This window comes from Brevundimonas nasdae (assembly GCF_016654005.1).
GTDB lineage: Bacteria > Pseudomonadota > Alphaproteobacteria > Caulobacterales > Caulobacteraceae > Brevundimonas > Brevundimonas nasdae.
On record NZ_JAEPWN010000006.1, the window covers coordinates 147359 to 168598 of the forward strand.

At 65.7% G+C, this 21240-nt stretch carries 19 protein-coding genes; 8 read left to right on the forward strand and 11 right to left on the reverse strand.

Annotated features, from left to right (window positions below):
* Positions 1-106 precede the first annotated feature (106 nt).
* The 4 genes from clpB (at position 107) to rimM (ending at position 5719) form a co-directional block, all read left to right on the forward strand.
* On the forward strand, positions 107-2707 hold the full coding sequence (gene clpB / locus JKF87_RS10785) for an ATP-dependent chaperone ClpB (protein WP_201099893.1): 2601 nt from the start codon (positions 107-109) through the stop codon (positions 2705-2707).
* Between the two features lie 332 nt (positions 2708-3039).
* Complete coding sequence (ffh, locus tag JKF87_RS10790; RefSeq protein ID WP_201099894.1) at positions 3040-4563, forward strand: signal recognition particle protein; 1524 nt, start codon at positions 3040-3042, stop codon at positions 4561-4563.
* Positions 4564-4587: 24 nt separating this feature from the next.
* The gene (gene rpsP, locus JKF87_RS10795) at positions 4588-5106 is read left to right on the forward strand and encodes a 30S ribosomal protein S16 (RefSeq protein ID WP_201099895.1); all 519 of its coding nucleotides are present in this window, start codon (positions 4588-4590) and stop codon (positions 5104-5106) included.
* A gap of 85 nt (positions 5107-5191) precedes the next feature.
* The gene (rimM, locus tag JKF87_RS10800; RefSeq protein ID WP_201099896.1) at positions 5192-5719 is read left to right on the forward strand and encodes a ribosome maturation factor RimM; all 528 of its coding nucleotides are present in this window, start codon (positions 5192-5194) and stop codon (positions 5717-5719) included.
* A gap of 2 nt (positions 5720-5721) precedes the next feature.
* Here rimM and JKF87_RS10805 read toward each other — a convergent pair whose 3' ends face one another.
* On the reverse strand, positions 5722-5895 hold the full coding sequence (locus JKF87_RS10805) for a YegP family protein (protein WP_201099897.1): 174 nt from the start codon (positions 5893-5895) through the stop codon (positions 5722-5724).
* Between the two features lie 160 nt (positions 5896-6055).
* Here JKF87_RS10805 and JKF87_RS10810 point away from each other — a divergent pair, with 160 nt between their 5' ends.
* Both JKF87_RS10810 and JKF87_RS10815 read left to right on the forward strand, forming a co-directional pair.
* Entirely contained in the window at positions 6056-6772 is a 717-nt protein-coding gene (locus JKF87_RS10810; protein WP_201099898.1) for a glutathione S-transferase N-terminal domain-containing protein, read from the forward strand.
* 52 nt (positions 6773-6824) lie between these two features.
* Positions 6825-7205, forward strand: coding sequence for a DUF3597 family protein (locus JKF87_RS10815; protein WP_201099899.1), 381 nt, complete (start codon positions 6825-6827; stop codon positions 7203-7205).
* 164 nt (positions 7206-7369) lie between these two features.
* On the opposite strand, the gene JKF87_RS10820 is transcribed toward JKF87_RS10815, so the two are convergent.
* From JKF87_RS10820 to phnC, 7 genes are all read right to left on the reverse strand, one after another.
* A complete protein-coding gene (locus tag JKF87_RS10820; protein WP_201099900.1) occupies positions 7370-8542 on the reverse strand; it encodes a benzoate/H(+) symporter BenE family transporter in 1173 nt (390 codons plus the stop codon).
* A 92-nt stretch (positions 8543-8634) separates the two neighbouring features.
* Positions 8635-9432 carry an enoyl-ACP reductase FabI gene (locus JKF87_RS10825; RefSeq protein WP_201099990.1) on the reverse strand — a complete coding sequence of 266 codons (798 nt, stop codon included), beginning with the start codon at positions 9430-9432 and terminating at the stop codon, positions 8635-8637.
* 100 nt (positions 9433-9532) lie between these two features.
* Positions 9533-10411: a UTP--glucose-1-phosphate uridylyltransferase GalU gene (gene galU, locus JKF87_RS10830; protein ID WP_201099901.1), complete on the reverse strand. Its 879-nt coding sequence runs from the start codon at positions 10409-10411 to the stop codon at positions 9533-9535.
* A gap of 85 nt (positions 10412-10496) precedes the next feature.
* The gene (locus JKF87_RS10835) at positions 10497-11570 is read right to left on the reverse strand and encodes a substrate-binding domain-containing protein (protein WP_201099902.1); all 1074 of its coding nucleotides are present in this window, start codon (positions 11568-11570) and stop codon (positions 10497-10499) included.
* Between the two features lie 157 nt (positions 11571-11727).
* The gene (gene phnE / locus JKF87_RS10840; RefSeq protein WP_370874339.1) at positions 11728-12543 is read right to left on the reverse strand and encodes a phosphonate ABC transporter, permease protein PhnE; all 816 of its coding nucleotides are present in this window, start codon (positions 12541-12543) and stop codon (positions 11728-11730) included.
* The gene (gene phnD / locus JKF87_RS10845) at positions 12540-13562 is read right to left on the reverse strand and encodes a phosphate/phosphite/phosphonate ABC transporter substrate-binding protein (RefSeq protein WP_236261298.1); all 1023 of its coding nucleotides are present in this window, start codon (positions 13560-13562) and stop codon (positions 12540-12542) included. Before phnD ends, phnE begins: the two co-directional genes overlap by 4 nt.
* Entirely contained in the window at positions 13559-14368 is an 810-nt protein-coding gene (phnC, locus tag JKF87_RS10850; protein WP_201099903.1) for a phosphonate ABC transporter ATP-binding protein, read from the reverse strand. The genes phnD and phnC overlap by 4 nt, the downstream gene beginning before the upstream one ends.
* Positions 14369-14896: 528 nt before the next feature.
* Between phnC and JKF87_RS10855 the strand changes: the two genes are divergently transcribed.
* On the forward strand, positions 14897-16162 hold the full coding sequence (locus JKF87_RS10855; RefSeq protein WP_201099904.1) for a type III PLP-dependent enzyme: 1266 nt from the start codon (positions 14897-14899) through the stop codon (positions 16160-16162).
* 138 nt (positions 16163-16300) lie between these two features.
* On the forward strand, positions 16301-17356 hold the full coding sequence (locus JKF87_RS10860) for a 1,9-bis(guanidino)-5-aza-nonane synthase (protein WP_201099905.1): 1056 nt from the start codon (positions 16301-16303) through the stop codon (positions 17354-17356).
* Positions 17357-17416: 60 nt separating this feature from the next.
* Here the strand turns inward: JKF87_RS10860 and JKF87_RS10865 are convergent, their stop codons facing one another.
* Genes JKF87_RS10865 through JKF87_RS10875 form a run of 3 tightly spaced genes read right to left on the reverse strand, consistent with a single transcriptional unit; the run spans position 17417 to position 20929 of the window.
* Positions 17417-18553, reverse strand: a complete 1137-nt coding sequence (locus JKF87_RS10865; protein WP_201099906.1) for a CobW family GTP-binding protein — start codon at positions 18551-18553, stop codon at positions 17417-17419.
* A 45-nt stretch (positions 18554-18598) separates the two neighbouring features.
* On the reverse strand, positions 18599-18823 hold the full coding sequence (locus tag JKF87_RS10870) for an alkylphosphonate utilization protein (RefSeq protein ID WP_201099907.1): 225 nt from the start codon (positions 18821-18823) through the stop codon (positions 18599-18601).
* A 60-nt stretch (positions 18824-18883) separates the two neighbouring features.
* Positions 18884-20929 carry an NAD(+) synthase gene (locus JKF87_RS10875; RefSeq protein WP_201099908.1) on the reverse strand — a complete coding sequence of 682 codons (2046 nt, stop codon included), beginning with the start codon at positions 20927-20929 and terminating at the stop codon, positions 18884-18886.
* Between the last annotated feature and the right edge of the window lie 311 nt (positions 20930-21240).

Below are 21240 nucleotides of genomic sequence, written 5' to 3' on the forward strand. Positions count from 1 at the left end.
CGCCCCTTGTGCGCCAAATCCGCAACACCATCTCGTTTGCGACAGCTCAAGGCGTCGCTTTCGATAAGGGCGCATTGAGATGAAATCCGCCTCCTGAGGGGAACACATGAATCTCGATCTCTACTCCGACCGCGCCAAACAGGCCGTCCAGTCGGCCCAGTCGCTGGCCCTGGCCCGCCGTCACCAGCAGTTCGCCCCCGAACACCTGCTCAAGGTGTTGCTGGAGGAGCGCGATGGCCTGGCCCGCAACCTGATCAACGCCGCTGGCGGCGACGTCCGCAAGGCCGAGGCCGACGTCGAAACCGCCCTGAAGAAGCGCGCCCAGGTCACCGGCGGCTCGGGCCAGCTTTATCTGGACGGCGACACCGCCCGCGTCTTCGCCGCCGCCGAGGAGGCCTCGAAAAAGGCGGGCGACGCCTTCGTCACGACGGAACGCCTTCTGGCCGCATTGGCCAAGGAGGGCGGCGTCGCGGCCCAGGTGCTGAAATCGTCCGGCCTGACGCCTGACAAGCTGGAGACCGCCATCGCCGACATTCGCAAGGGCAAGACCGCCGACAACGCCAGCGCCGAAGACGGCTATGACGCCCTGAAACGCTATGCCCGCGACCTGACGCAGGCGGCGGCGGACGGAAAGATCGACCCGGTCATCGGCCGTGACGAGGAAATCCGCCGCACGATTCAGGTCCTGGCCCGCCGCACCAAGAACAACCCCGTCCTGATCGGCGAGCCGGGCGTGGGCAAGACCGCCATCGTCGAAGGACTGGCCCTGCGCATCGTCAACGGCGACGTGCCTGAATCCTTGCGCGACAAAACCGTCATGGCGCTGGACATGGGCAGCCTGATCGCCGGCGCGAAATATCGTGGCGAGTTCGAGGAGCGGCTGAAATCCGTGCTGAACGAGGTGTCGGCGGCCGAGGGCGGGGTCATCCTGTTCATCGACGAAATGCACACCCTGGTCGGCGCGGGCAAGGGCGACGGGGCGATGGACGCCTCCAACCTGCTGAAGCCCGCCCTGGCGCGGGGCGAACTGCACTGCGTCGGCGCCACCACCCTGGATGAGTACCGCAAGCACGTCGAGAAGGACGCGGCCCTAGCCCGTCGCTTCCAGCCGGTCTTCGTCGCCGAGCCCACGGTGGAGGACACGGTGTCGATCCTGCGCGGCCTGAAGGAGAAGTACGAGGTCCACCACGGGGTCCGCATCAGCGACAGCGCCATCGTCGCCGCCGCCACCCTGTCGAACCGCTACATCACCGATCGCTTCCTGCCCGACAAGGCCATCGACCTGATCGACGAGGCTGCATCGCGCGTGCGCATGGCCGTCGATTCCAAGCCCGAGGCTCTGGACGAAATCGACCGCCGCCTGGTGCAGCTGAAGATCGAACGCGAGGCCTTGAAGAAGGAGACGGACACCGCCTCCCAGCACCGTCTGGAGAAGCTGGAAGACGAGATCGCCGATCTGGAAGGCCAGTCCGACGACCTGACGACCCAGTGGAAGTCGGAAAAGGAAAAGGTCGGTCAGGGCGCCCAGCTGCGCGAAACCCTGGACCGCCTGCGTCTGGAGCTGACCAATGCCCAGCGTGCGGGCGACCTGGGTCGTGCGTCAGAGATCGCCTACGGCCAGATCCCCCAGATCGAGAAGCAATTGGCCGAGGCTGAGGCCAACGAAACCTCGGGCTCTGCCGGTCGTGGGGGGCCTCTGACCCCCGAAGTCGTCGACGCCGAACAGATCGCCGCCGTCGTCAGCCGCTGGACCGGCGTGCCCGTCGACAAGATGCTGGAAGGCGAGCGCGAGAAACTGCTCAAGATGGAGGACGCCCTGGGCGCCCGCGTCGTGGGTCAGGACGAGGCCCTGACCGCCGTGTCCGACGCCGTGCGCCGCGCCCGCGCCGGTCTGAACGACCCCAACCGTCCGCTGGGCAGCTTCCTGTTCCTGGGCCCCACGGGCGTGGGCAAGACCGAACTGACCAAGGCTCTGGCCGAGTTCCTGTTTGATGACGAAGCCGCCATCACCCGGCTGGATATGTCGGAATATATGGAGAAACATTCGGTCAGCCGCCTGATCGGCGCCCCTCCCGGCTATGTCGGCTATGACGAGGGCGGCGCCCTGACCGAGGCGGTGCGTCGTCGCCCCTATCAGGTCGTCCTGTTCGACGAAGTTGAAAAGGCCCACCCGGACGTGTTCAACGTGCTGTTGCAGGTGCTGGACGACGGTCGCCTGACCGATGGTCAGGGCCGCACCATCGATTTCCGCAACACCCTGATCATCATGACCTCCAACCTGGGTTCGGAATTCCTGGCCAATCAGGGCGAAGGCGATGATGTCGAGGCCGTGCGTCCGTTCGTCATGGAGGCGGTGCGCGGGCATTTCCGGCCCGAGTTCCTGAACCGGATCGACGAGATCATCCTGTTCCACCGCCTGGGCCGCGACCAGATGGGCGGCATCGTCCGCATCCAGCTGGCCCGGTTCGAGAAGCTTCTGGCCGACCGCCGCATGGCCATCGACATCGACGACGCGGCCCTGGCCTGGCTGGCCGACCGCGGCTACGACCCCGTCTATGGCGCCCGCCCCCTGAAGCGCGTCATCCAGAAAGACCTGGTCGACCCCATCGCCCGCAAACTGCTGGCGGGCGAGATCGAAGACGGCGGCGTGATCGCCGTGTCAGCGGGTCAGGACGGCCTGGAGATCGGCAAGGCGCGGGTGCATTGAACGGTTGGGGCGGTGGCGTCGCCATCGCCCCTTCTTTCTTTTTCTCTTGATCGGGGAGCGGCGTTTCAGCTTGGCGGTCGTGACGTGTTGAAGGGCTATGCAGAGATGAAATGTCGGATTCGACATTTCCATTGTTTTCCTTCATAAGCCGCCGCTTCCGACGCAAGTGAACCTCGCGTCTCCACCAGCACGATCCCATTTCCGCGCTCAAGCAGCGCAGCGTTAGCGCTCTAGGGAAGTGGATGAGGCTGGCGAGAACCCTCTGCCGACGTGACCGTCGCCAGAGGCCGTTGTCGTATGGAGCCGTTTCACCCGTCGCCATGAGGTAGTGAATGTTCGAGGCTCTGAACGAGCGGCTTACAGGCGTCTTCGACCGGATCACCGGTCGCGGCGCCCTGTCTGAAAAGGATGTCGCAGAGGCGATGCGCGAAGTGCGCGTGGCCCTGCTTGAGGCCGACGTCGCCCTGCCGGTCGTCAAGGACTTCATCGCCTTCGCCACCGAGCGCGCCACCGGCGAAGAAGTCATCCGTTCGGTCAAGCCGGCCGACCAGGTGGTCAAGATCGTCTATGACGGCCTGATCGAGATGCTGGGCGGCGAAGAGCCGGTCCCCCTTAACACCAATGCCAACCCGCCCGCCGTCGTGCTGATGGCCGGTCTGCAGGGTTCGGGCAAGACGACGACCTCCGCCAAGCTGGCGCTGCGTCTGACCAAGTTCGATCGCAAGAAGGTCATGATGGCCTCGCTGGACACGCGTCGTCCGGCCGCGATGGAGCAGTTGGCCACTCTGGGCAAGCAGATCGAGGTCGCGACCCTGCCCATCGTGGCGGGCGAGAGCGCGGTCCAGATCACCCGCCGCGCCCTGACCGCCGCCAAGCTGCAGGGCTTTGACGTCCTGATCCTGGACACCGCCGGCCGCATCACCCTGGACGAAGGGCTGATGAACGAGGTCGCCGAGGTCGCCGAGATCTCCAAGCCGGTCGAGACCCTGCTGGTCGCCGACAGCCTGACCGGTCAGGACGCCGTCCGCACCGCCAAGGCCTTCCATGAGCGCCTGCCCCTGACGGGTCTGGTCCTGACCCGCGCCGACGGCGATGGCCGTGGCGGCGCCATGCTGTCGATGCGCGCCGTCACCGGCCTGCCGATCAAATATCTGGGCGCTGGCGAAAAGGTCGACGCCCTGGACGTCTTCGACGCCCGCCGCGTCGCGGGCCGCATCCTGGGTCAGGGCGACATCGTAGCCCTGGTCGAAAAGGCCGCTCAGGACCTGGATCAGGCCAAGGCCGAGAAGATGGCCCGCAAGCTGGCCAAGGGTCAGTTCGATCTGGACGATCTGGCCGGTCAGCTTCAGCAGATGAAGCGGATGGGCGGTCTGCAGGGCATCATGGGCATGCTTCCGGGCGTGGCCAAGATGAAGAACCAGATGGCCGACAGCGGCATCGACGACCGCATGATCCTGCGTCAGGAAGCCATCATCTCCTCGATGACAAAGGCCGAGCGCAAGAAGCCGGACCTGCTGAACGCCTCGCGTAAGAAGCGGATCGCGGCGGGCGCCGGGGTCGACGTGCAGGACGTGAATCGGGTTCTGAAACAGCACCGCCAGATGGCCGACATGGTCAAGTCGATGGCGCGTGGCGGACCCAAGAAGATGCAGCAGATGGCGGCCATGCTCGGCGGCCTCGGCGGCGGTGGAATGGGCGGGCCGGACATGGCGCGCCTTAAGGCTCTGGGTGGCGGCAAGATGGCTGAACCCAGCGCGGACGAACTGAAAGCTGTGCAGGACCGTCTGGCGGGCCTGGGCGGCGGACAACTTCCGGGGGGCCTTCCGGGCTTGCCGGGCTTCCCCTCAAAGAAATAACGACTTTCTAGAAAGAGACTGAAAATGCTGAAGATTCGTCTGGCCCGCGGCGGCGCCAAGAAGCGCCCCTACTACCACATCGTCGTTGCTGACTCGCACGCCCCCCGCGACGGCAAGTTCATCGAGAAGGTCGGCTCCTACAACCCGATGCTTCCCAAGGACAGCGCCACGCCGCGCGTCGCCCTGAAGGTCGAGCGTATCGCTGAATGGCTCGGCAAGGGCGCTCAGCCGACCGACCGCGTCGCGCGCTTCCTGTCGCAGGACGAGACCCTGGGCGCCAAGGTCAAGTGGACGCAAGGCAACAACCCGAACAAGGCCCAGCCCGGCAAGAAGGCGCAAGAGCGCGCCGCTGAACGCGCCCAGCGCGAAGCCGACCGCCTGGAAGCCGAAGCCGCCGCCAAGGCCGAAGCCGCCGAAGCCGCTGCCCGCGCCAAGGAAGAAGCTGAAGCCGCCAAGAACGCTCCGGCTCCGGCTGCTGAAGAAGCCCCCGCTGAAGAGGCTCCGGCCGCTGAAGCTTCGGCTGAAGAAACCACGGAAGCCTAAGGCTTTCGACCAATCCGGCATGGAAAGCAGCGTCCTCACGGGCGCTGCTTTTCTGTTATGGGCGGCCTGAAGCGGAGAGAACGGCATGACCACGGACAGCAGACTCATCCTCGTCGGCCAGATCGGCGGCGGCTTCGGCGTGCGCGGCGAGGTGCGGGTGACCGCCTTCACCGCCGACCCTCTGGCCCTGACCGCCTATGGTCCGCTGTTGCGCGCCGATGGCTCCGTGGCCCTGACCCTGACCTCCACGCGGCCCGACAAGAACGGCGTCGTGGGCCGCGCCAAGGAGATCGCCACCAAGGAGGAGGCGGATGCCCTGCGCGGTCTGAAGCTGCACGTCCCGCGTGACCGCTTCCCGGAACCGGACGAAGATGAATTCTATCTGGCGGATCTGATCGGGGTTCAGGCCCGTGGCGCGGACGGCGCCGTCATGGGCCAGGTCAAGTCGGTTCAGAATTTCGGCGCCGACGACATGCTGGAGATCGCGCCCGCGACGGGCGGCCCGACCTGGTATCTGCCGTTTACAAAAGAGGCCGTGCCCGAGCTTCACCTCGCCGACGGCTGGCTTCTGGCCGTGCCGCCGAACGAGGTGGGCGAGCGTGAGCCCGACTGAACCTAGATTTCTTCGGTCGGGGCGTCGGCGACGTATTTCTTGATCGACTCGATCGCGCGCTTGGCGCCTGACTTGTCCGAATAGCCTTCGGTCGAGAAGATGATCTCGGAATTGTACTTGAAGCGGACACGGAACTCGCCAGCCTTGTCCTTATAGACTTCGAACTTGTGCGCCATCGGGCGTCTCCAGATACGACCTGTGATCGGGTCACAGACAAGCTGGCATTGACCTCCCAGCGTCGCCATTCACAAGCGCGCGATTGCACTGCTCCTGCCGCTGTTGCGAAATAGGCGGATCGCGCCAACATTGGTGCATCCGCCATCAGGACTTCATTGCATGACCGACCTGTCCGCCTTCCCGATCACCCAGCGCTGGCCCGCCCAGCATCCTGACCGGCTCCAGCTCTATTCCCTGCCGACGCCAAATGGCGTGAAGGTGTCGATCATGCTGGAGGAGGTCGGTCTGGCCTATGAGCCGCATCTGATCGACATCACCAAGAACGAGACCTGGGGGCCGGAATATCTGTCGTTGAACCCCAACGGCAAGATCCCCGCCATCATCGATCCCGAGGGGCCGGGAGGGCAACCGCTGGCCCTGTTCGAATCCGGCGCCATCCTGATCTATCTGGCGGAGAAGACTGGCAAATTCCTGTCGGCGGATCCGGCCGAACGCTACCAGACGATCCAGTGGGTCATGTTCCAGATGGGCGCCATCGGCCCGATGTTCGGCCAGCTCGGCTTCTTCCACCGCTTCGCCGGCAAGGAGTATGAGGACAAGCGCCCGCGCGATCGCTACGTCGCGGAATCCCGTCGTCTGCTGGGCGTCCTGGAGACCCGTCTGGCCAATGAAGGCGGCGAGCCGCGTGACTGGATCATCGGCGACTATTCCATAGCCGACATCGCCACCTTGGGCTGGGTGCGCAACCTGATCGGCTTCTATGAAGCGGGCGAGATCGTCGGGTTCAAGGACTTCCCGCACGTCGCCGCCTGGCTGGAACGCGGGCTGGCGCGTCCGGCGGTTCAGCGGGGGCTTGAGATTCCGTCACGGACGTGAACCATACTGTCATGGTTGCGTTAGTCCGCAACCTCAACAGGAGCGCGACCTCATGGGCATCTTCTCTTCCATCTGGAACAAGATCACGAACCACAAGCCTGCGGCGGCTCCGGCCCCCGCACCGACAGCCGCTCCGGCAGGCGCCGCGCCGACTGCTGCGCCCGCCAGCCTGCCGCCGGTCGACGTCGAAGCCGTTCTGAGCGGCCTTGCCGCCAGCAAGGGCGGCGGCGGCAATTGGCGCACCTCGATCGTCGACCTGCTGAAACTGCTCGACCTCGATTCCAGCCTGTCGGCCCGCAAGGAGCTGGCTGAAGAACTGAACGTCCATGCCGGTGAACACGGCTCGGCCGAGCAGAACATCGCCCTGTCCAAGGCGGTCTGGCGGAAGCTGGCCGAAAACGGCGGCCAGGTCCCGGCCTCGCTGCGCGACTAAGCCAGTTCAGAACCGTCATTCCGGGGCGCCCGAAGGGCGAACCCGGAACCCAGGAGGTCGCTCCAGCGCCGTTCAACCTGGGTTCCGGGTTCTTCGCTCCGCTCAGCCCCGGAATGACGATTCGAGAGACTGACTAACCGAATGTCGATGGACCGCGAGCCTTGTCAGGCCCTCGGTCTGATCCAGCGCATCGCCGCCAGTGCGGCGAATCCCACGACCAGCCCCCAGAAGGCCGCGCCGATCCCGAACAGGGCGACGCCGGAGCCTGTGGCGGCGAAGGTCAGGACGGCGGCTTCCCGCTCGTTCGGCTTGGCCAGCATGGCCCCCAGCGCCCCCGTCAGGGCCGCGATCAGGGCCAGGCCCGTGATGATGGCCAGAACCGCAGGCGGCATGGCGATGAACAGGCCCGCCAGCGGCGCCGCGAACAGGGCGACCACCACATAAAACCCGCCATAGATGACGCCCACGATCCATCGTTTCGCGGGATCGGGATGGGCGTCAGGGCCGGTGCACAGGGCGGCGGTGATGGCGGCCAGATTGACCCCGTGCGCGCCGAATGGGGCGGCGATCAGACTGGTCAGGCCGGTGGCGAAGATCAGACGGTTGGCGGGCGGCTCGTATCCGGCGGCTCTCAGCACCACCAGCCCCGGCAGGTTCTGCGAGGCCAGGGTGACCAGAAACAGCGGCAGACCCAGACTGACGGCGACCTTCCAGTCAAAGACGGGAATGACCGGCGACAGGCCGCCGAACAGGCCGGTTCCGGGCGGCAGGCCTATCTGCCCCTTGAAGGCCAGCACAGCAAAGGCGGCGACCAGAACGGCGGGCAGGCTCCAGGCGGGCCACAGCCGCCGCGTGACGATGAAGACGGCCAGCAGTCCGATCGCCAGCCCCATCTCGTCCGGCACGACCTTGAACAGCCTCAGCACGAAGGGCAGCAGCACGCCCGCCAGCATGGCCGAGGCGACCGAGGCGGGAATCTTCTGCGCCAGCCGTCCCAGCGCCGGCGCCAGGCCCGTCAGCACCATCAACAGGGCTGCAAACACGAAGGCCCCGATGGCGTTGGCCCAGCCCAGGCCTAGCGCCGAGGCCGCCAGCAGGGCCGCCCCCGGCGTCGACCAGGCCAAGACGACCGGCATTTTGAAGCGCCAGCTCAGCAACATCCCCGGCAGGCCGATGCCCAGGCACAGGGCCGTCACCATCGAAATGATTTGGGTCGGGCTGGCGCCCAGAACCTGACCCGCCTGCACGATCAGGGCGACCGTGCCGCCGAAACCCACCACGGTGGCCACGGCGGCGGCGGAGAAGCTGGCGGGGGGAGGGAGGTTCGGCGCGCTCATAGCCTACGGATAAGCGGAGCTGTCGCGCCCCGAAAGCAAAAAGGGCCGCCGGTTCGCCCGGCGGCCCTTGATGTTCAGCCGATCCGTCGGGATCAGGCTTCGATGTCTTCCGGCAGGCCGACCGCGTGGAAGCCCGCATCGACGTGCACGACTTCGCCCGTGGTCGAACGACCCAGGTCCGAGCACAGCCACAGGGCCGCGCCCGCGACGCCTTCCATCGAGGTCTCTTCCTTGATCAGCGAGAACTGCGCCGACCTGGAGTGCAGGCCGCGTCCGCCCGAAATGCCGGCCAGCGACAGGGTGCGCATGGCGCCCGCCGAGATGGCGTTGACGCGGATGTTCTTGGGACCCAGATCGCGCGCGATGTAACGCGTGGCGGCTTCCAGCGCAGCCTTGGCCACGCCCATGGTGTTGTAGTTCGGAATGACCCGCTCGGACCCCAGATAGGTCAGGGTGATCATAGATCCGCCGTTCGGCATCAGCATGGCCGAACGCTTGGCCACGTCCACGAAGCTGAAGGCCGAGATGTTCATGGCCAAGAGGAAGCTGTCGCGCGTGGTGTTGTCGACGAACGAACCCTTCAGCTCATCTTTGTTGGCGAAGGCGACCGAGTGGACGACGAAGTCGATCGTGCCGAACTCTTTCTCCAACTCGGCGAAGGCATGGTCCATCGAGGCGTCGTCGGTGACGTCGGCCTGGATAAGCAGCTTGGCGCCGACGCTTTCGGCCAGCGGGCGCACGCGGCGCTCCAGGCTTTCGCCCAGATAGGTGAAGGCCAACTCGGCGCCCTGGGCGGCCAGTTGCGATGCGATGCCCCAGGCGATGGAGCTGGAGTTCGCGACCCCCATGATCAGGCCCTTCTTGCCCTTCATGAGGTCTCCGGTGGGCATGTCCCAGCCTTCGCTCGTCGCCATGATACGTCTCCTGATGATTTGGCGGAGGGTTAGCAGGGGCCGATGCGAACCGGAACCCCCGCAGGCTTCCGTAAGGTTACAGCAGGGCCGAAATCGCCTTGCGCGCCGCCTCACCCAAATCTGGGCGTTTCAGGGCCAGGGCGACGTTGGCGCGCAGCAGGCCGATCTTGTCGCCGCAGTCGTGGGTCACGCCTGCGTATTCGACGGCGGTGAAGCTTTGCTCGTGCATCAGCCGATCCATGGCGTCGGTCAACTGGATCTCGCCGCCAGCGCCGCGTTCCTGGGTCGCCAGCAGGTCGAAGATCTCGGGCTGAAGGATGTAGCGGCCCGCGATGGACAGGTTGGACGGCGCCGTGCCGGGTGCGGGCTTTTCGACCATCCCCTTCATGGTGATGCGATTGCCCTCGCGGCTGGCCGGATCGACGATGCCGTATTTGTGGGCGTCTGCGATATCGACCGATTCGACGCCAATCAGATTGCCGCCCGTCTCCTCATAGGCATCGACAAGCTGTTTCAACGCGCCCGGCTGGCCATCGACAATGACGTCGGGCAGCATGACGGCGAACGGTTCATGACCGATGATGTCACGCGCGCACCAGACGGCGTGACCCAGGCCCTTGGGCTGCATCTGGCGGGTGAAGCTCATCTCACCGGCCTTGGCCAGTTCGGCGTTCATCATCTCCAGGATGGCCGTCTTGCCCTTGGCCTCCAACTGGGCCTCAAGCTCGATCTGGTGGTCGAAATAGTCCTCGATCGCGCCCTTGGAGCGGCCGGTGACGAAGACGATGTGTTCGATCCCGGCTTCGCGGGCTTCCTCGACGATGTAGGAAAGGATCGGCCGGTCAACGACGTTCAACAGTTCCTTGGGGGTCGTCTTGGTGCCGGGAAGAACCCGCGTGCCGAGACCGGCGACGGGAAGTACGGCCTTGCGCAGACGCGCGGGCTTGGAAGTCATTCGATGTCCTGAAAAGCTGTCCCGCCCCATCATAGCCGACGGAGCAGCGGTGAAAAGGGGCGGGACGCCTTCGGAGAGAACCCGGTTACTTGGCGGGGCGGGCCATCGGCGTCATTGCGGCCGCCGTGGCGCGCTGGGCCTGCAGATCCGCCGCCTGCAGCGGGATCAGGCCGCGGTCCTGCAGATAACCGCCACGACCGGCGGAGGCGTCCGACAGGAACTCCTGCACGAACTGCTGCAGGCCGGGGATGACGCCGATATTGGCCTTCTTCACATAGATGTAGAGGCTGCGCGACAGGGGATAGGAGCCGTCGGCGATGGTGTCGGCGGTGGGGGCCACGCCGTCGATGGTCTCGGCCTTCACCGTATCCAGGTTCTGCTCCAGGAAGGAATAGCCGAACACGCCCAACGAGCCGGGGGTGCGGCTCAGGGTCTGGACGATGGCGTTGTCGTTCTCGCCGGCGTCGATCCAGGCATTGTCCTCCCGCAGGGTGTGGGCGATGGTTTCAAACCGGCTCTTGTCCGTTTTTTCGATGGCGGCGGCGGCGGGAACCAGCTTGGCGCCCGGCGCCATGCCCAGCTCCAGGAAGGCGTCGCGCGTGCCCGAGGTGGGCGGCGGGCCATAGACCTGGATGCGCTGGACCGGCAGGCCCTTGTTCACATCGTTCCAGGTTTTGGTCGGGTTGGCGATGAAGGCGCCGCTGGCGTCGGGAACTTCCTTGGCCAGGCCTTCGTACAGGTCGTTCAGTTCGAAGTTGAAGCTGTTGCCGTTGCGCGCCGTGGCGATGACGATGCCGTCATAGCCGATCTTCAGTTCGACGATGTCGGTGACGCCGTTCTTGGCGCACAGGTCGAACTCGGACTGTTTCATCTGGCGCGAGGCGTTGGCGATGTCGGGGCTGTTGGGGCCGACGCCCTGGCAGAAGGCCTGGATGCCGCCGCCGGTGCCCAGGGCCTCGACGCGGGGAGCGGCGCCGCCCGAGGTGCGCGCGAAGTTCTCCGCCACGCGGGTCGAGAAGGGAAAGACGGTCGAGGAGCCTGCGGCCCAGATCCCGGCGCGGGCGCGCGACGAGGAGCCGCCGCTGGAGCCGTTGTCGCCGCAGGCTGCGAGAGCCAGAAGTGCGGTCGCCGTAGCGGCGTATTTCAGTGCGCGGATCATCCTGGCTCTCCCTGAGCGGCTTAGTGCGCAACGCTTAGAGCAGAGGATTGTGACATTCCGCTGAAGGGGGCGGCTGTCGGGGAGCGGCTGAAGCCAAGGGGCCGCTGAAGCAGGCTGGCCGGGCTTCGGGCTGATGGCCCAAAGCCCGGCTGCACGATTACAGCAGGCGGCGGCGCATGACCTGCGACAGGCTGTCGATCAGGGTCACGGCGATGACCACGATGATGACGATGGCCGACACGGCCTTGAAGTTGAAGGCGTTCATGCTGTCGAACAGCACCTGGCCGATGCCGCCTGCGCCGATCAGGCCCAGAACGGTCGCCGAACGGCTGTTGGATTCAAAGCGGTACAGGGCGAAAGAGGTCCACAGCGGGGCCACCTGAGGGATCACCCCCCAGACGATCTCGTGCAGCTTGGAGGCGCCGGTGGCGCGCACGCCTTCGACCGGACCCTTGTCGATCGACTCGACGGCTTCCGAGAACAGCTTGGCCAGAACGCCAGCCGTGTTCAGGGTGATGGCCAGAACACCGGCCAGAGGCCCCAGGCCCACGGCGGTGACGAACAGCAGGCCGATCACCAGATCGGGCACCGAACGCAGCAGGTTCATGACCCAGCGCACCGGCGTCACCACCCATTGCGGGGCGATGTTGCGGGCGGCGGCCAGACCCAGCGGAATGCCGAACAGCACGGCCAGGAAGGTGCCCCACAGGGCGATCTGGACGGTCTCCCACATCTTGCCGACGAACATCTTCCAATCGGAGAAGTCGGGGCGCAGCAGGTCGTGAATGAAGAGTTGCGTGCTCTCGTTGCCCGAGAACAGGCGCGAGATATTGCCCAGGTCGACGGCCTTGATGCTGTAGAGCAGCACCACGGCGACGCCGCCCCAGACCAGGACGTCGGCGGCCCATGCCAGGGCCGATTTGCGCGGCGCGGCGGGGATGGCCGCGGGCGTCAGGGAAGGCGCTGCGCTCAAGGTTGGACCTCACCCTTGGCGCGCAGGCGTTGCAGTTCACGCTCGGCCGCAGCGGCGCCGGCGGTGTCGCCCTTGGCGCGGGCTTCGCTCAGCTTCTGGTCGGCGATCATTTCGCGGATCGGATCCAGATAGTCGTCGTCGGCGGCGGCGAAACGCGAATACTCCAGCGCCGTCAGAACCTGACGCTGACGCTCGGCCTCGGCGCCCTGGCCCTGGCCGTAGGTCAGGAAGAAGCCGCGGATCTTTTCTTTCAGAACCGGGTCCAGATCCTTGCGCAGGACGATGCCGCTTTCAGGGATCGGGGGCGAGGACCAGATCTCCTCGATCTGGTCGGCCAGACGCGGGTTCTCCTTGCGGATGAACAGGGTGTTGACGCTGTTGGACGTCGCCACGTCGATCACGCCGGTCGCCACGCCAAAGGCGTTGGCCTGATGGTTGGCAGAACGCACGGTCTTGAAGCACTGCGACGGCGTGATGCCGCGCGGATTGAAGAAATAGGTCAGGGGGGCCAGGGTGCCCGAGGTCGATTGGGCGTCGCCGATGCCGAAGTTGAACTGCTTGCCGCAGGCCACGACCTTGTCCAGCGTGATGCCGGAGCCCTTCTTGACGATCAGGGTCGACTGATAGGAGTCCAGGCCTTCGCGGTTGACGGTGCGGGCGATGACCTCGGCGTTGGCGCGGTCGATGGCCTCGACTTCAGGCTTGGCCGAGAACCAGCCCACCTGGGTGTGGTTGCCGCGCATGGCCTCGACCAGAACCGTGTAGTTCGAGCCGAAATAGGGTTTCACCGGCACGCCGATGGCCTTGGACATGTCGTCCAGCAGCGGCTGCCACAGCGGGCCGGCCGAGGCCTGGCCTTCAGCGGACAGGATCGAGAAGGTGATCTCGGACGGGGTTCCGCCCTTCTTGTCATCGCCGCCGCCGCACGAGGCGAGACCCAGAACCAGGGCGGCGCCGACGGCGGCCATGCCGGTCCTGGCGATCAGGCGGCGGGTCATGGAGAATTGGGACGGGCTCATGCCTTGGTCTCCCAGAACGCGTCCTCGAATTCAGGACCGTAGATTTCGATCAGGCGCTGTTGGTCCAGGCCCGTTGAGGGACCGTCATAGACGATCTTGCCCGCTTGCAGGGCGATGACCCGGTCGCAGTAGCGGATGGCGTAGTCGACCTGGTGCAGGGTGACGATGACGCCCATGCCGTCGCGCTTGTTCAGCTCGACCAGCAACTCCATCACCTTGCGCGCGGACACGGGGTCCAGCGAGGCGACGGGTTCGTCGGCCAGGATGGCCTTGGCGCCCTGCAGGATGGCGCGGGCGATGGCGCCGCGCTGCTGCTGGCCGCCCGAAAGCGTATTGGCGCGCTGGGCGGCGTAGTCGCTGACGCCCACCCGGTGCAGGGCGGCCATGGCCTTGTCCTTGTCGGCCTGGGGCCAGACGCCCAGCAGACCCTGCCAGGCGGGCAGGCGGCCCAGCGATCCCAGCATGACATTGGAGAACAGGCTGAGGCGCCCGACCAGATTGAACTGCTGGAAGATCATGCCCAGCTTGCCGCGCGCCTTGCGCACGGCGCCGGTGACACGGCCGTCCTTCTGAACCGTCTCGCCGAACACGGCGATGGTTCCCTTGCCCGCGTCGATCGACTGCAGGCCGGTGATGGAACGCAGGAGCGTGGACTTGCCCGATCCCGAAGGACCGATCAGGGCGACCATTTCGCCTGAGGCGACCTCGATCGAGACGCCGTTCAGCGCCTTTCGCGATCCGAAGGTCTTCGACACGTCACGCGCCAGGACGAGCCCGGGGGCGATGGCGGCTGCGGATGAACTCATGAACTCGCTGAGAGGCTGTGGCGAAGGGGCGCCGCATGACGCGCCAATGGCGTTTGGGCAAGTCTTAATCGCATGGACCGGGCGATTTCGCCAGAGTGTGACGACGCACCGCGACCCTGCGACGCTTTTTTATGGGGGTTCGGACGAATAGCGCACGTTCGTGTCGCAGGCGCTTCAGGCGTGGGCAAGACCCAGTCGACGCCATCTCTCTCGTCAATCATTCTCTCGCTCTCGTTTCATGGTCATCCTCGCCCTTGTGGCGAGGATGACCGGGAGCAAGCCGCACACGCCAAACACCGGGCGTATGGATCTCTGGGACCAGCCCAGGGATGACGGGAGTGGGAGGAAGCGGCTGCTGGGGGGCGACGCACGATCGGGCCAGGTCCTCAGCTGATCCCGCCATGAAATTACCGCTTTACATGACAGTCCACAGACCCCATATCGCGCTTTCCGGCGGACCCCGTAGGTCTAACCGTTACGCGCTGCTAACGCCGGTCTGGGTTAACAATCATCAGGGGGTTACGTGAATTGCGCACGTACCAGCTTCCCCTGGACCTGGTCCGTGAGCGGCCTCCTGAACGTCCCGTCGCACTCGTGCGGCCGCGTTCGGTTTCCGTAGCGGCGCGCTGGTTCCAGGATAATTTAAAAGCCGACGTCTTCTATGCGGTGAAGGCGAACCCGTCGCGTTGGGTCATCGAGACCCTGGTCGAGGCGGGCGTTCGCGGTTTTGACGTGGCGTCCATCGCCGAGATCGAACTGGTCCGTTCGGTCAGCGACGACGTGCGTCTGGCCTTCATGCATCCGGTCAAGAGCCGTTCGGCCATCACCAAGGCCTATTTCGACTACGGCGTGCGCACCTTTGCGCTCGACTGCATCGACGAGCTGACCAAGATCCTCGACGCCACCGGCGGCGCAGACGACCTGAATCTGGTCGTGCGCATGGCCGTGTCGGCGGACGGCGCCGCCTACACCCTGTCGGGCAAGTTCGGCGTCTCCTCGGATCAGGCCCCCGCTCTGCTGCTGGCCACGCGCCAGGCGGTCAAGGACGGTCTGATGGGCGTCAGCTTCCACGTCGGTTCGCAGTGCATGCGGCCCACCGCCTACCAGGCCGCCATGGCCCAGGTCGGCCGCTCGATCAGCCGTGCGGGCGTGATCGTCGACATCGTCGATGTCGGCGGCGGCTTCCCGTCCGTCTATCCGGGCATGGTCCCGCCGGACATGAGCGAATACGCCGACGCCATCCACCGCGGCTTCAACGAGATGCCGGTGTCGGAAACGACCGAGCTGTGGTGCGAGCCCGGCCGGGCGATCGTCGCCGAGTCCTCGTCGATCCTGGCCCGCGTTGATCTGCGCAAGGGCGACGCCCTGTATCTGAACGACGGATCGTACGGTTCGCTGTTCGACGCGACCCACTCGCGCTGGCCCTTCCCGACCAAACTGGTCCGGGACGGCGATGCTGCGGGCGATCTCAAGGCGTTTCAATTCTACGGCCCGACCTGCGATTCCATCGACCATATGCCGGGCCCGTTCTGGCTGCCTGCCGATGTGCGCGAAGGCGACTTCATCGAGATCGGCATGCTGGGCGCCTATGGCGTGGCCATGTCGACCGGCTTCAACGGCTATGGCGAGCACGACATCGCTGTGGTCGAGGACGCCCCGATGGCCTCGCTGTACGGCTTGGCGCCGCGCTCCATCCCCACCGTGCGCACCACGGCGGAAGAGAACGCCCGCAAGGTCGTTCGCCTGTCGCGTCCCAAGGGCAAGGCTGGCCAGCGCAAGTCGCGCCGGAAGTAAACGCGTTCACATCTCAAGCCGCCACCCTCGGATCAAGTTCGAGGGTGGCGGATTATGTTGAGGCTAACGGTCCCGCCGGTCGCTCCGTCCCGGCATGGCTGCGTGTCCGACGGGCGTTCATCAAGGCAAGCTTCCGAAATGACCGCAACCGCGCCCGCCAACACCAAGGCCCAACTGCTGCAGAACGTCGTCGAGCACGTCGACATCACCCGCTTCGACGCCCGCCCCATCATCGACGCCATGCGCAAGATGAGCTTCTCCTCGCGCGACACGGCCCGCGCCGCCGACATCTTCTCCATGGCCATCGAGGATGCGGATTGCTCGCCCTGGCTGATCCTGGCCGGCTCGACCTCGGCGGGCGGCTGCATGGACGTGTACCGCGACATGGTGAAGTTCGGCATGGTCGACGCCGTGGTCGCCACCGGCGCCTCCATCGTGGACATGGATTTCTTCGAGGCCCTGGGCTTCAAACACTATCAGGCCGCCGGTTCGGTGGACGACAATGTTCTGCGCGAAAACTACATCGACCGCATCTACGACACCTATATCGACGAAGAGCAGCTCCAGGCCTGCGACCACACCATCCTGGAGATCGCCAACCGTCTGGAGCCGCGCGGCTATTCCAGCCGTGAGTTCATCTGGGAGATGGGCAAGTGGCTGTCGGAGGGAAATGCGAAAAAGCCCGGCTCCCTGATCCAGACCGCCTATGAAGAAGGCGTGCCGATCTTCTGTCCGGCCTTTGTCGATAGCTCCGCGGGTTTCGGTCTGGTCAAGCACCAGAAGGAGCGGGCGGCGGCGGGCAAGCCCTATCTGATGCTGGACGCCATCGCCGACTTCCGCGAACTGACCGACATCAAGATCGCGGCGGGCGTCACGGGCCTGTTCATGGTCGGCGGCGGCGTGCCCAAGAATTTCGCCCAGGACACGGTCGTCTGCGCCGAAATCCTGGGCGTCGAGGCCGAGATGCACCGATACGCCGTCCAGATCACGGTCGCCGATGTCCGCGACGGCGCCTGCTCATCCTCGACGCTGAAAGAGGCGGCGTCGTGGGGCAAGGTCCAGACCACCCATGAACAGATGGTCTTTGCTGAAGCCACCACGGTCGTGCCGCTGATCGCCTCCGACGCCTATCACCGCGGTGCTTGGAAGACCCGCGACAAGCGTCGCTGGAACAGGCTGTTCGATAAGGCGTGATCAAAAAGAAGGCCGGTGGATCGCCCCACCGGCCTTTTATTTTCAGCGATCAGGTCAAGGTCAGGCCGCGCAAGCTTCGAACCCGGCCTTCAGCGCGGCCTCGTCCAGATCGCGGCCGATGAAGACAGCGCGGCTCCAGCGGCGTTCGGCGACGCCCCATTCGCGTTGCAGGTCGCCTTCCAGGATCATGTGCACGGCCTGGAAGACCAGGCGGCGGTTCTCGCCCTTCACGTCGATGATGCCCTTGGCGCGCAGGATGTTCTGGCCTTGCTCGCCCAGCAGCTTGTCCAGCCAGTTGGTGAACTTGGTCCCGTCCAGCGGGCGGTCCAGCGACAGGGAGATGCCCTTGATGTCGTCCTGATGCGCATGGCCGCGTACGCCATGTCCGTGATCGTGGGCATGGTCATGTTCGTGATGGTCATGCCCGTGGTCGTGGTCATGATGGTGGTGATCGTGGCCGCAGTGCTCGTCATGCACATGGCCGTCGGCGCCATGCGGCGGGTTCACGAAGTCTGGCTTCACTTCCAGAATCCGATCCAGGTCGAAGGCGTGCAGGCCCAGCACCTGGTCCAGCGGAACGTTGGACCGCTCGGCGCGCACGATGGGCGCCAGCGGGTTCAGCGCGCGCAGACGGGCCTCCACCGTCTCCAGTTCGTCCGCCGTGGCCAGATCGACCTTGTTCAGGATGATCCGGTCAGCGAAGGCCACCTGTTCGCGGGCCTCCTTGCTGTCGTCCAGCCGGGCCATGACGTGCTTGGCGTCGACCAGGGTGGTGACGCTGTCCAACTGGGTCTTGGCCTTGACGTCTTCGTCCACGAAGAAGGTCTGGGCCACCGGGCCAGGGTCGGCCAGGCCGGTCGTCTCCACGATGATGGCGTCGAAGGCGGGCTTGCCGGGGCGCTGGCGCTTCATCAGGCCCGCGACCACGCGGATCAGGTCGCCGCGCACCGTGCAGCAGACGCAGCCGTTGTTCATCTCGAACACGTCCTCGTCGGCGCCGACCACCAGGTCGTTGTCGATGCCGATCTCGCCGAACTCGTTGACGATGACGGCGTAACGCTTGCCGTGGTCCTCGGTCAGGATGCGGTTCAGCAGCGTCGTCTTGCCCGCGCCGAGATAGCCGGTCAGCACGGTGACGGGGATCTTGCCGTTCGTGGCGGCGGCAGAAGAGGCGGGGGCGGCGAGGGTGTCGGTCATAGGCCGCTAGATGGCGGCTGCACCGTCACTTGAAAAGGGGGGGCTTCAAGCCTTCTTGACGAACTCGGTGCGGAGCACGAGGCCGCGCACCTTCTCGACATTGGCCTCGATCTCATCTGTGTCGCCGGTCAGGCGGATGTTCTTGACCAGGGTTCCGCGCTTCAGGGTCACGCCGCCCGACCCCTTGACCTTCAGGTCCTTGATCAGGGTCACGCTGTCGCCGTCGGCCAGGATGTTGCCGTTGGAATCTTTGGTCACGTCTTCGGTCATGGCGAAGCTTCTAGCGAGCGGGTCGCGCAATATCCATACGCTGACTATGGGATTTCATGTTCAGACGTCCGGGACGTTGGCATCCAGTTCGTCCAGCCAGACCCGCGCCGAGCCATCCGACGGCGCGCGCCAGTCGCCGCGCGGCGACAGCGAGCCGCCGGTCACCACCTTGGGCCCGTTCGGCAGGGCCGAGCGTTTGAACTGGGCCGTCTGGAAGAAGCGGATCAGGAACTTTCTCAACCACCCCTTGATGGTGGCCAGATCATATTCGACCCGCTCATCCTGCGGCGTGTTGGCGGGCCATTCGCCCACGGTCCGGTCGCCCCAGGCCTGGTGCGCCAGGAAGGCGACCTTGGACGGCTTCAGGCCGAAGCGGCTGATGTAGAACAGGAAGAAGTCGTTCAACGCATAGGGACCGACCGTGCCCTCTGTGGACTGGATCACCCCGTCCTTGGCCGGGACCAGTTCGGGCGAAATCTCGGTGTCCAGAATGGCGTGCAGGGTCGGCGTCGCATCATTCCCGACCAGTTCGCGCGCCGCGACCCAGCGGATCAGGTGCCGGATCAGGGTCTTCGCCACCCCGCCGTTGACGTTGTAGTGGCTCATATGGTCGCCGACGCCATAGGTGCACCACCCCAGCGCCAGTTCCGACAGGTCGCCGGTGCCCAGGACAAAGGCGTCATTCTGATTGGCCAGACGGAACAGATAGTCGGTGCGCAGGCCCGCCTGCACATTCTCGAACGTGATGTCGTGCACCGGCTGACCCTCGGCGTAGGGGTGGCCGATGTCCTTGAACATCTGTTCGGCGGCGGGGCGGATGTCGATCTCGGCGCCGGTGACGCCCAACGTCTTCATCAGCGTCCAGGCGTTCGATTTGGTGCCGTCAGAGGTGGCGAACCCCGGCATGGTGTAGGCCAGGATGCCGGTGCGCGGCAGGTTCAGCCGGTCAAAGGCGCGGCAGGCGACCAGCAGGGCCTGGGTCGAATCCAGTCCACCCGAAACCCCGATCACCAGCCGGTTCGCACGTGTCGCCGTCATCCGGCGCATCAGACCCTGCACCTGGATGTTGAACGCCTCGTAGCAGTCCTGGTCCAGCCGCCCGGCGTCGTCGGGCACGAAGGGGAAACGGTCCAGCGGCCGGATCAGGTCGCTTTCGACCACGTCCTCGCGGGCCATGAAGGGCACGATGGTCGCGACCTCGCCCTCCAGCCGCGCACAGTCGGAGAATGTGCCGTTGCGCAGCCGGTCCAGCCCGATCCGGTCCACATCCACGTCGGCCAGGGTCAGGTGGCTTTCCAGCGAGAACCGCTGCCCTTCCGCCAGCTTGACGCCCAGTTCGTGAACGGTCGCCTGACCGTCCCAGGCCAGGTCGGTGGTGCTCTCGCCCCAGCCCGAGGCGGTGAAGACATAGGCCGACAGAGTGCGGGCCGAATGGCTGGCGCTCAGCATCGCCCGCTCATCCGCCTTGCCGATGACGATGTTGGAGGCCGACAGGTTCAGCAGGATGCGCGCGCCCGCCAGCGCCGCACGGGTCGAGGGGGGCAGGGGCGCCCAATAGTCTTCGCAGATTTCAGCGGCGAAGACGAAGCCCGGCCGGTTCACGGCCTCGAACACCAGGCCCGGCGCGAAATCGACCGTCTCGCCGTTCAGATGGATCACGTCCTCGCTGCGCGCGGCGGCGGGGGCGAACCAGCGCTTCTCGTAGTATTCGCGGTAGTTGGGCAGATAGGTCTTGGGCACGACGCCCAGCACCTCGCCCGATCCGATCACGACGGCGCAGTTATACAGGGCGTCGCCGTTGCGCACCGGCGCCCCGACCACGGCGATCAGATCCGCGTCGGCCGTCGCCTGGGCCACCACGGCGATCTGGCGCTCAACCTCGTCCAGCAGCGCCGCCTGCAGGTGCAGGTCATCGATGGCGTAGGCCGACAGCGACAGTTCGGGAAAGACGATCAGGTCCGCGCCCTGTTCGCCCGCCTCGCGGATCAGGGCGACGTGTTCGGCGGCGTTGGCCTTCGGGTCGCCGACATGGCTGACCGGCGTCGCCGCCGCCACACGCACGAAGCCGTGGGTCTTGGGAGAATGGAAGGAAAGAGTCTCGGCCATCGGCTCGCCCGCTGCACCCGGCGCGCAGCGCGCCGGTCGTCAGACTTCATATAGGCGAGAAACTTCGGCCGGGGCGAGAGGCGCATTCCGCCCCGTCAAAACGGAAACGCCCCAGGCCGAAGCCGGGGGGTATCAGTTCGTCAGTTCGGTGACGAAGACAGTGGCGCAAACCGGTTCATCGGTAGGCGCCGACCCATTGACCTCGGGGCTGACGAGCAGACGTACGGGGTTTCGGCTAAGGGTGGGAAGCGGACGTTCAGCGGAAGCGCCGCAAGAATCTGTGAGTCGCATAAAAGACTCCGGTACTGAGC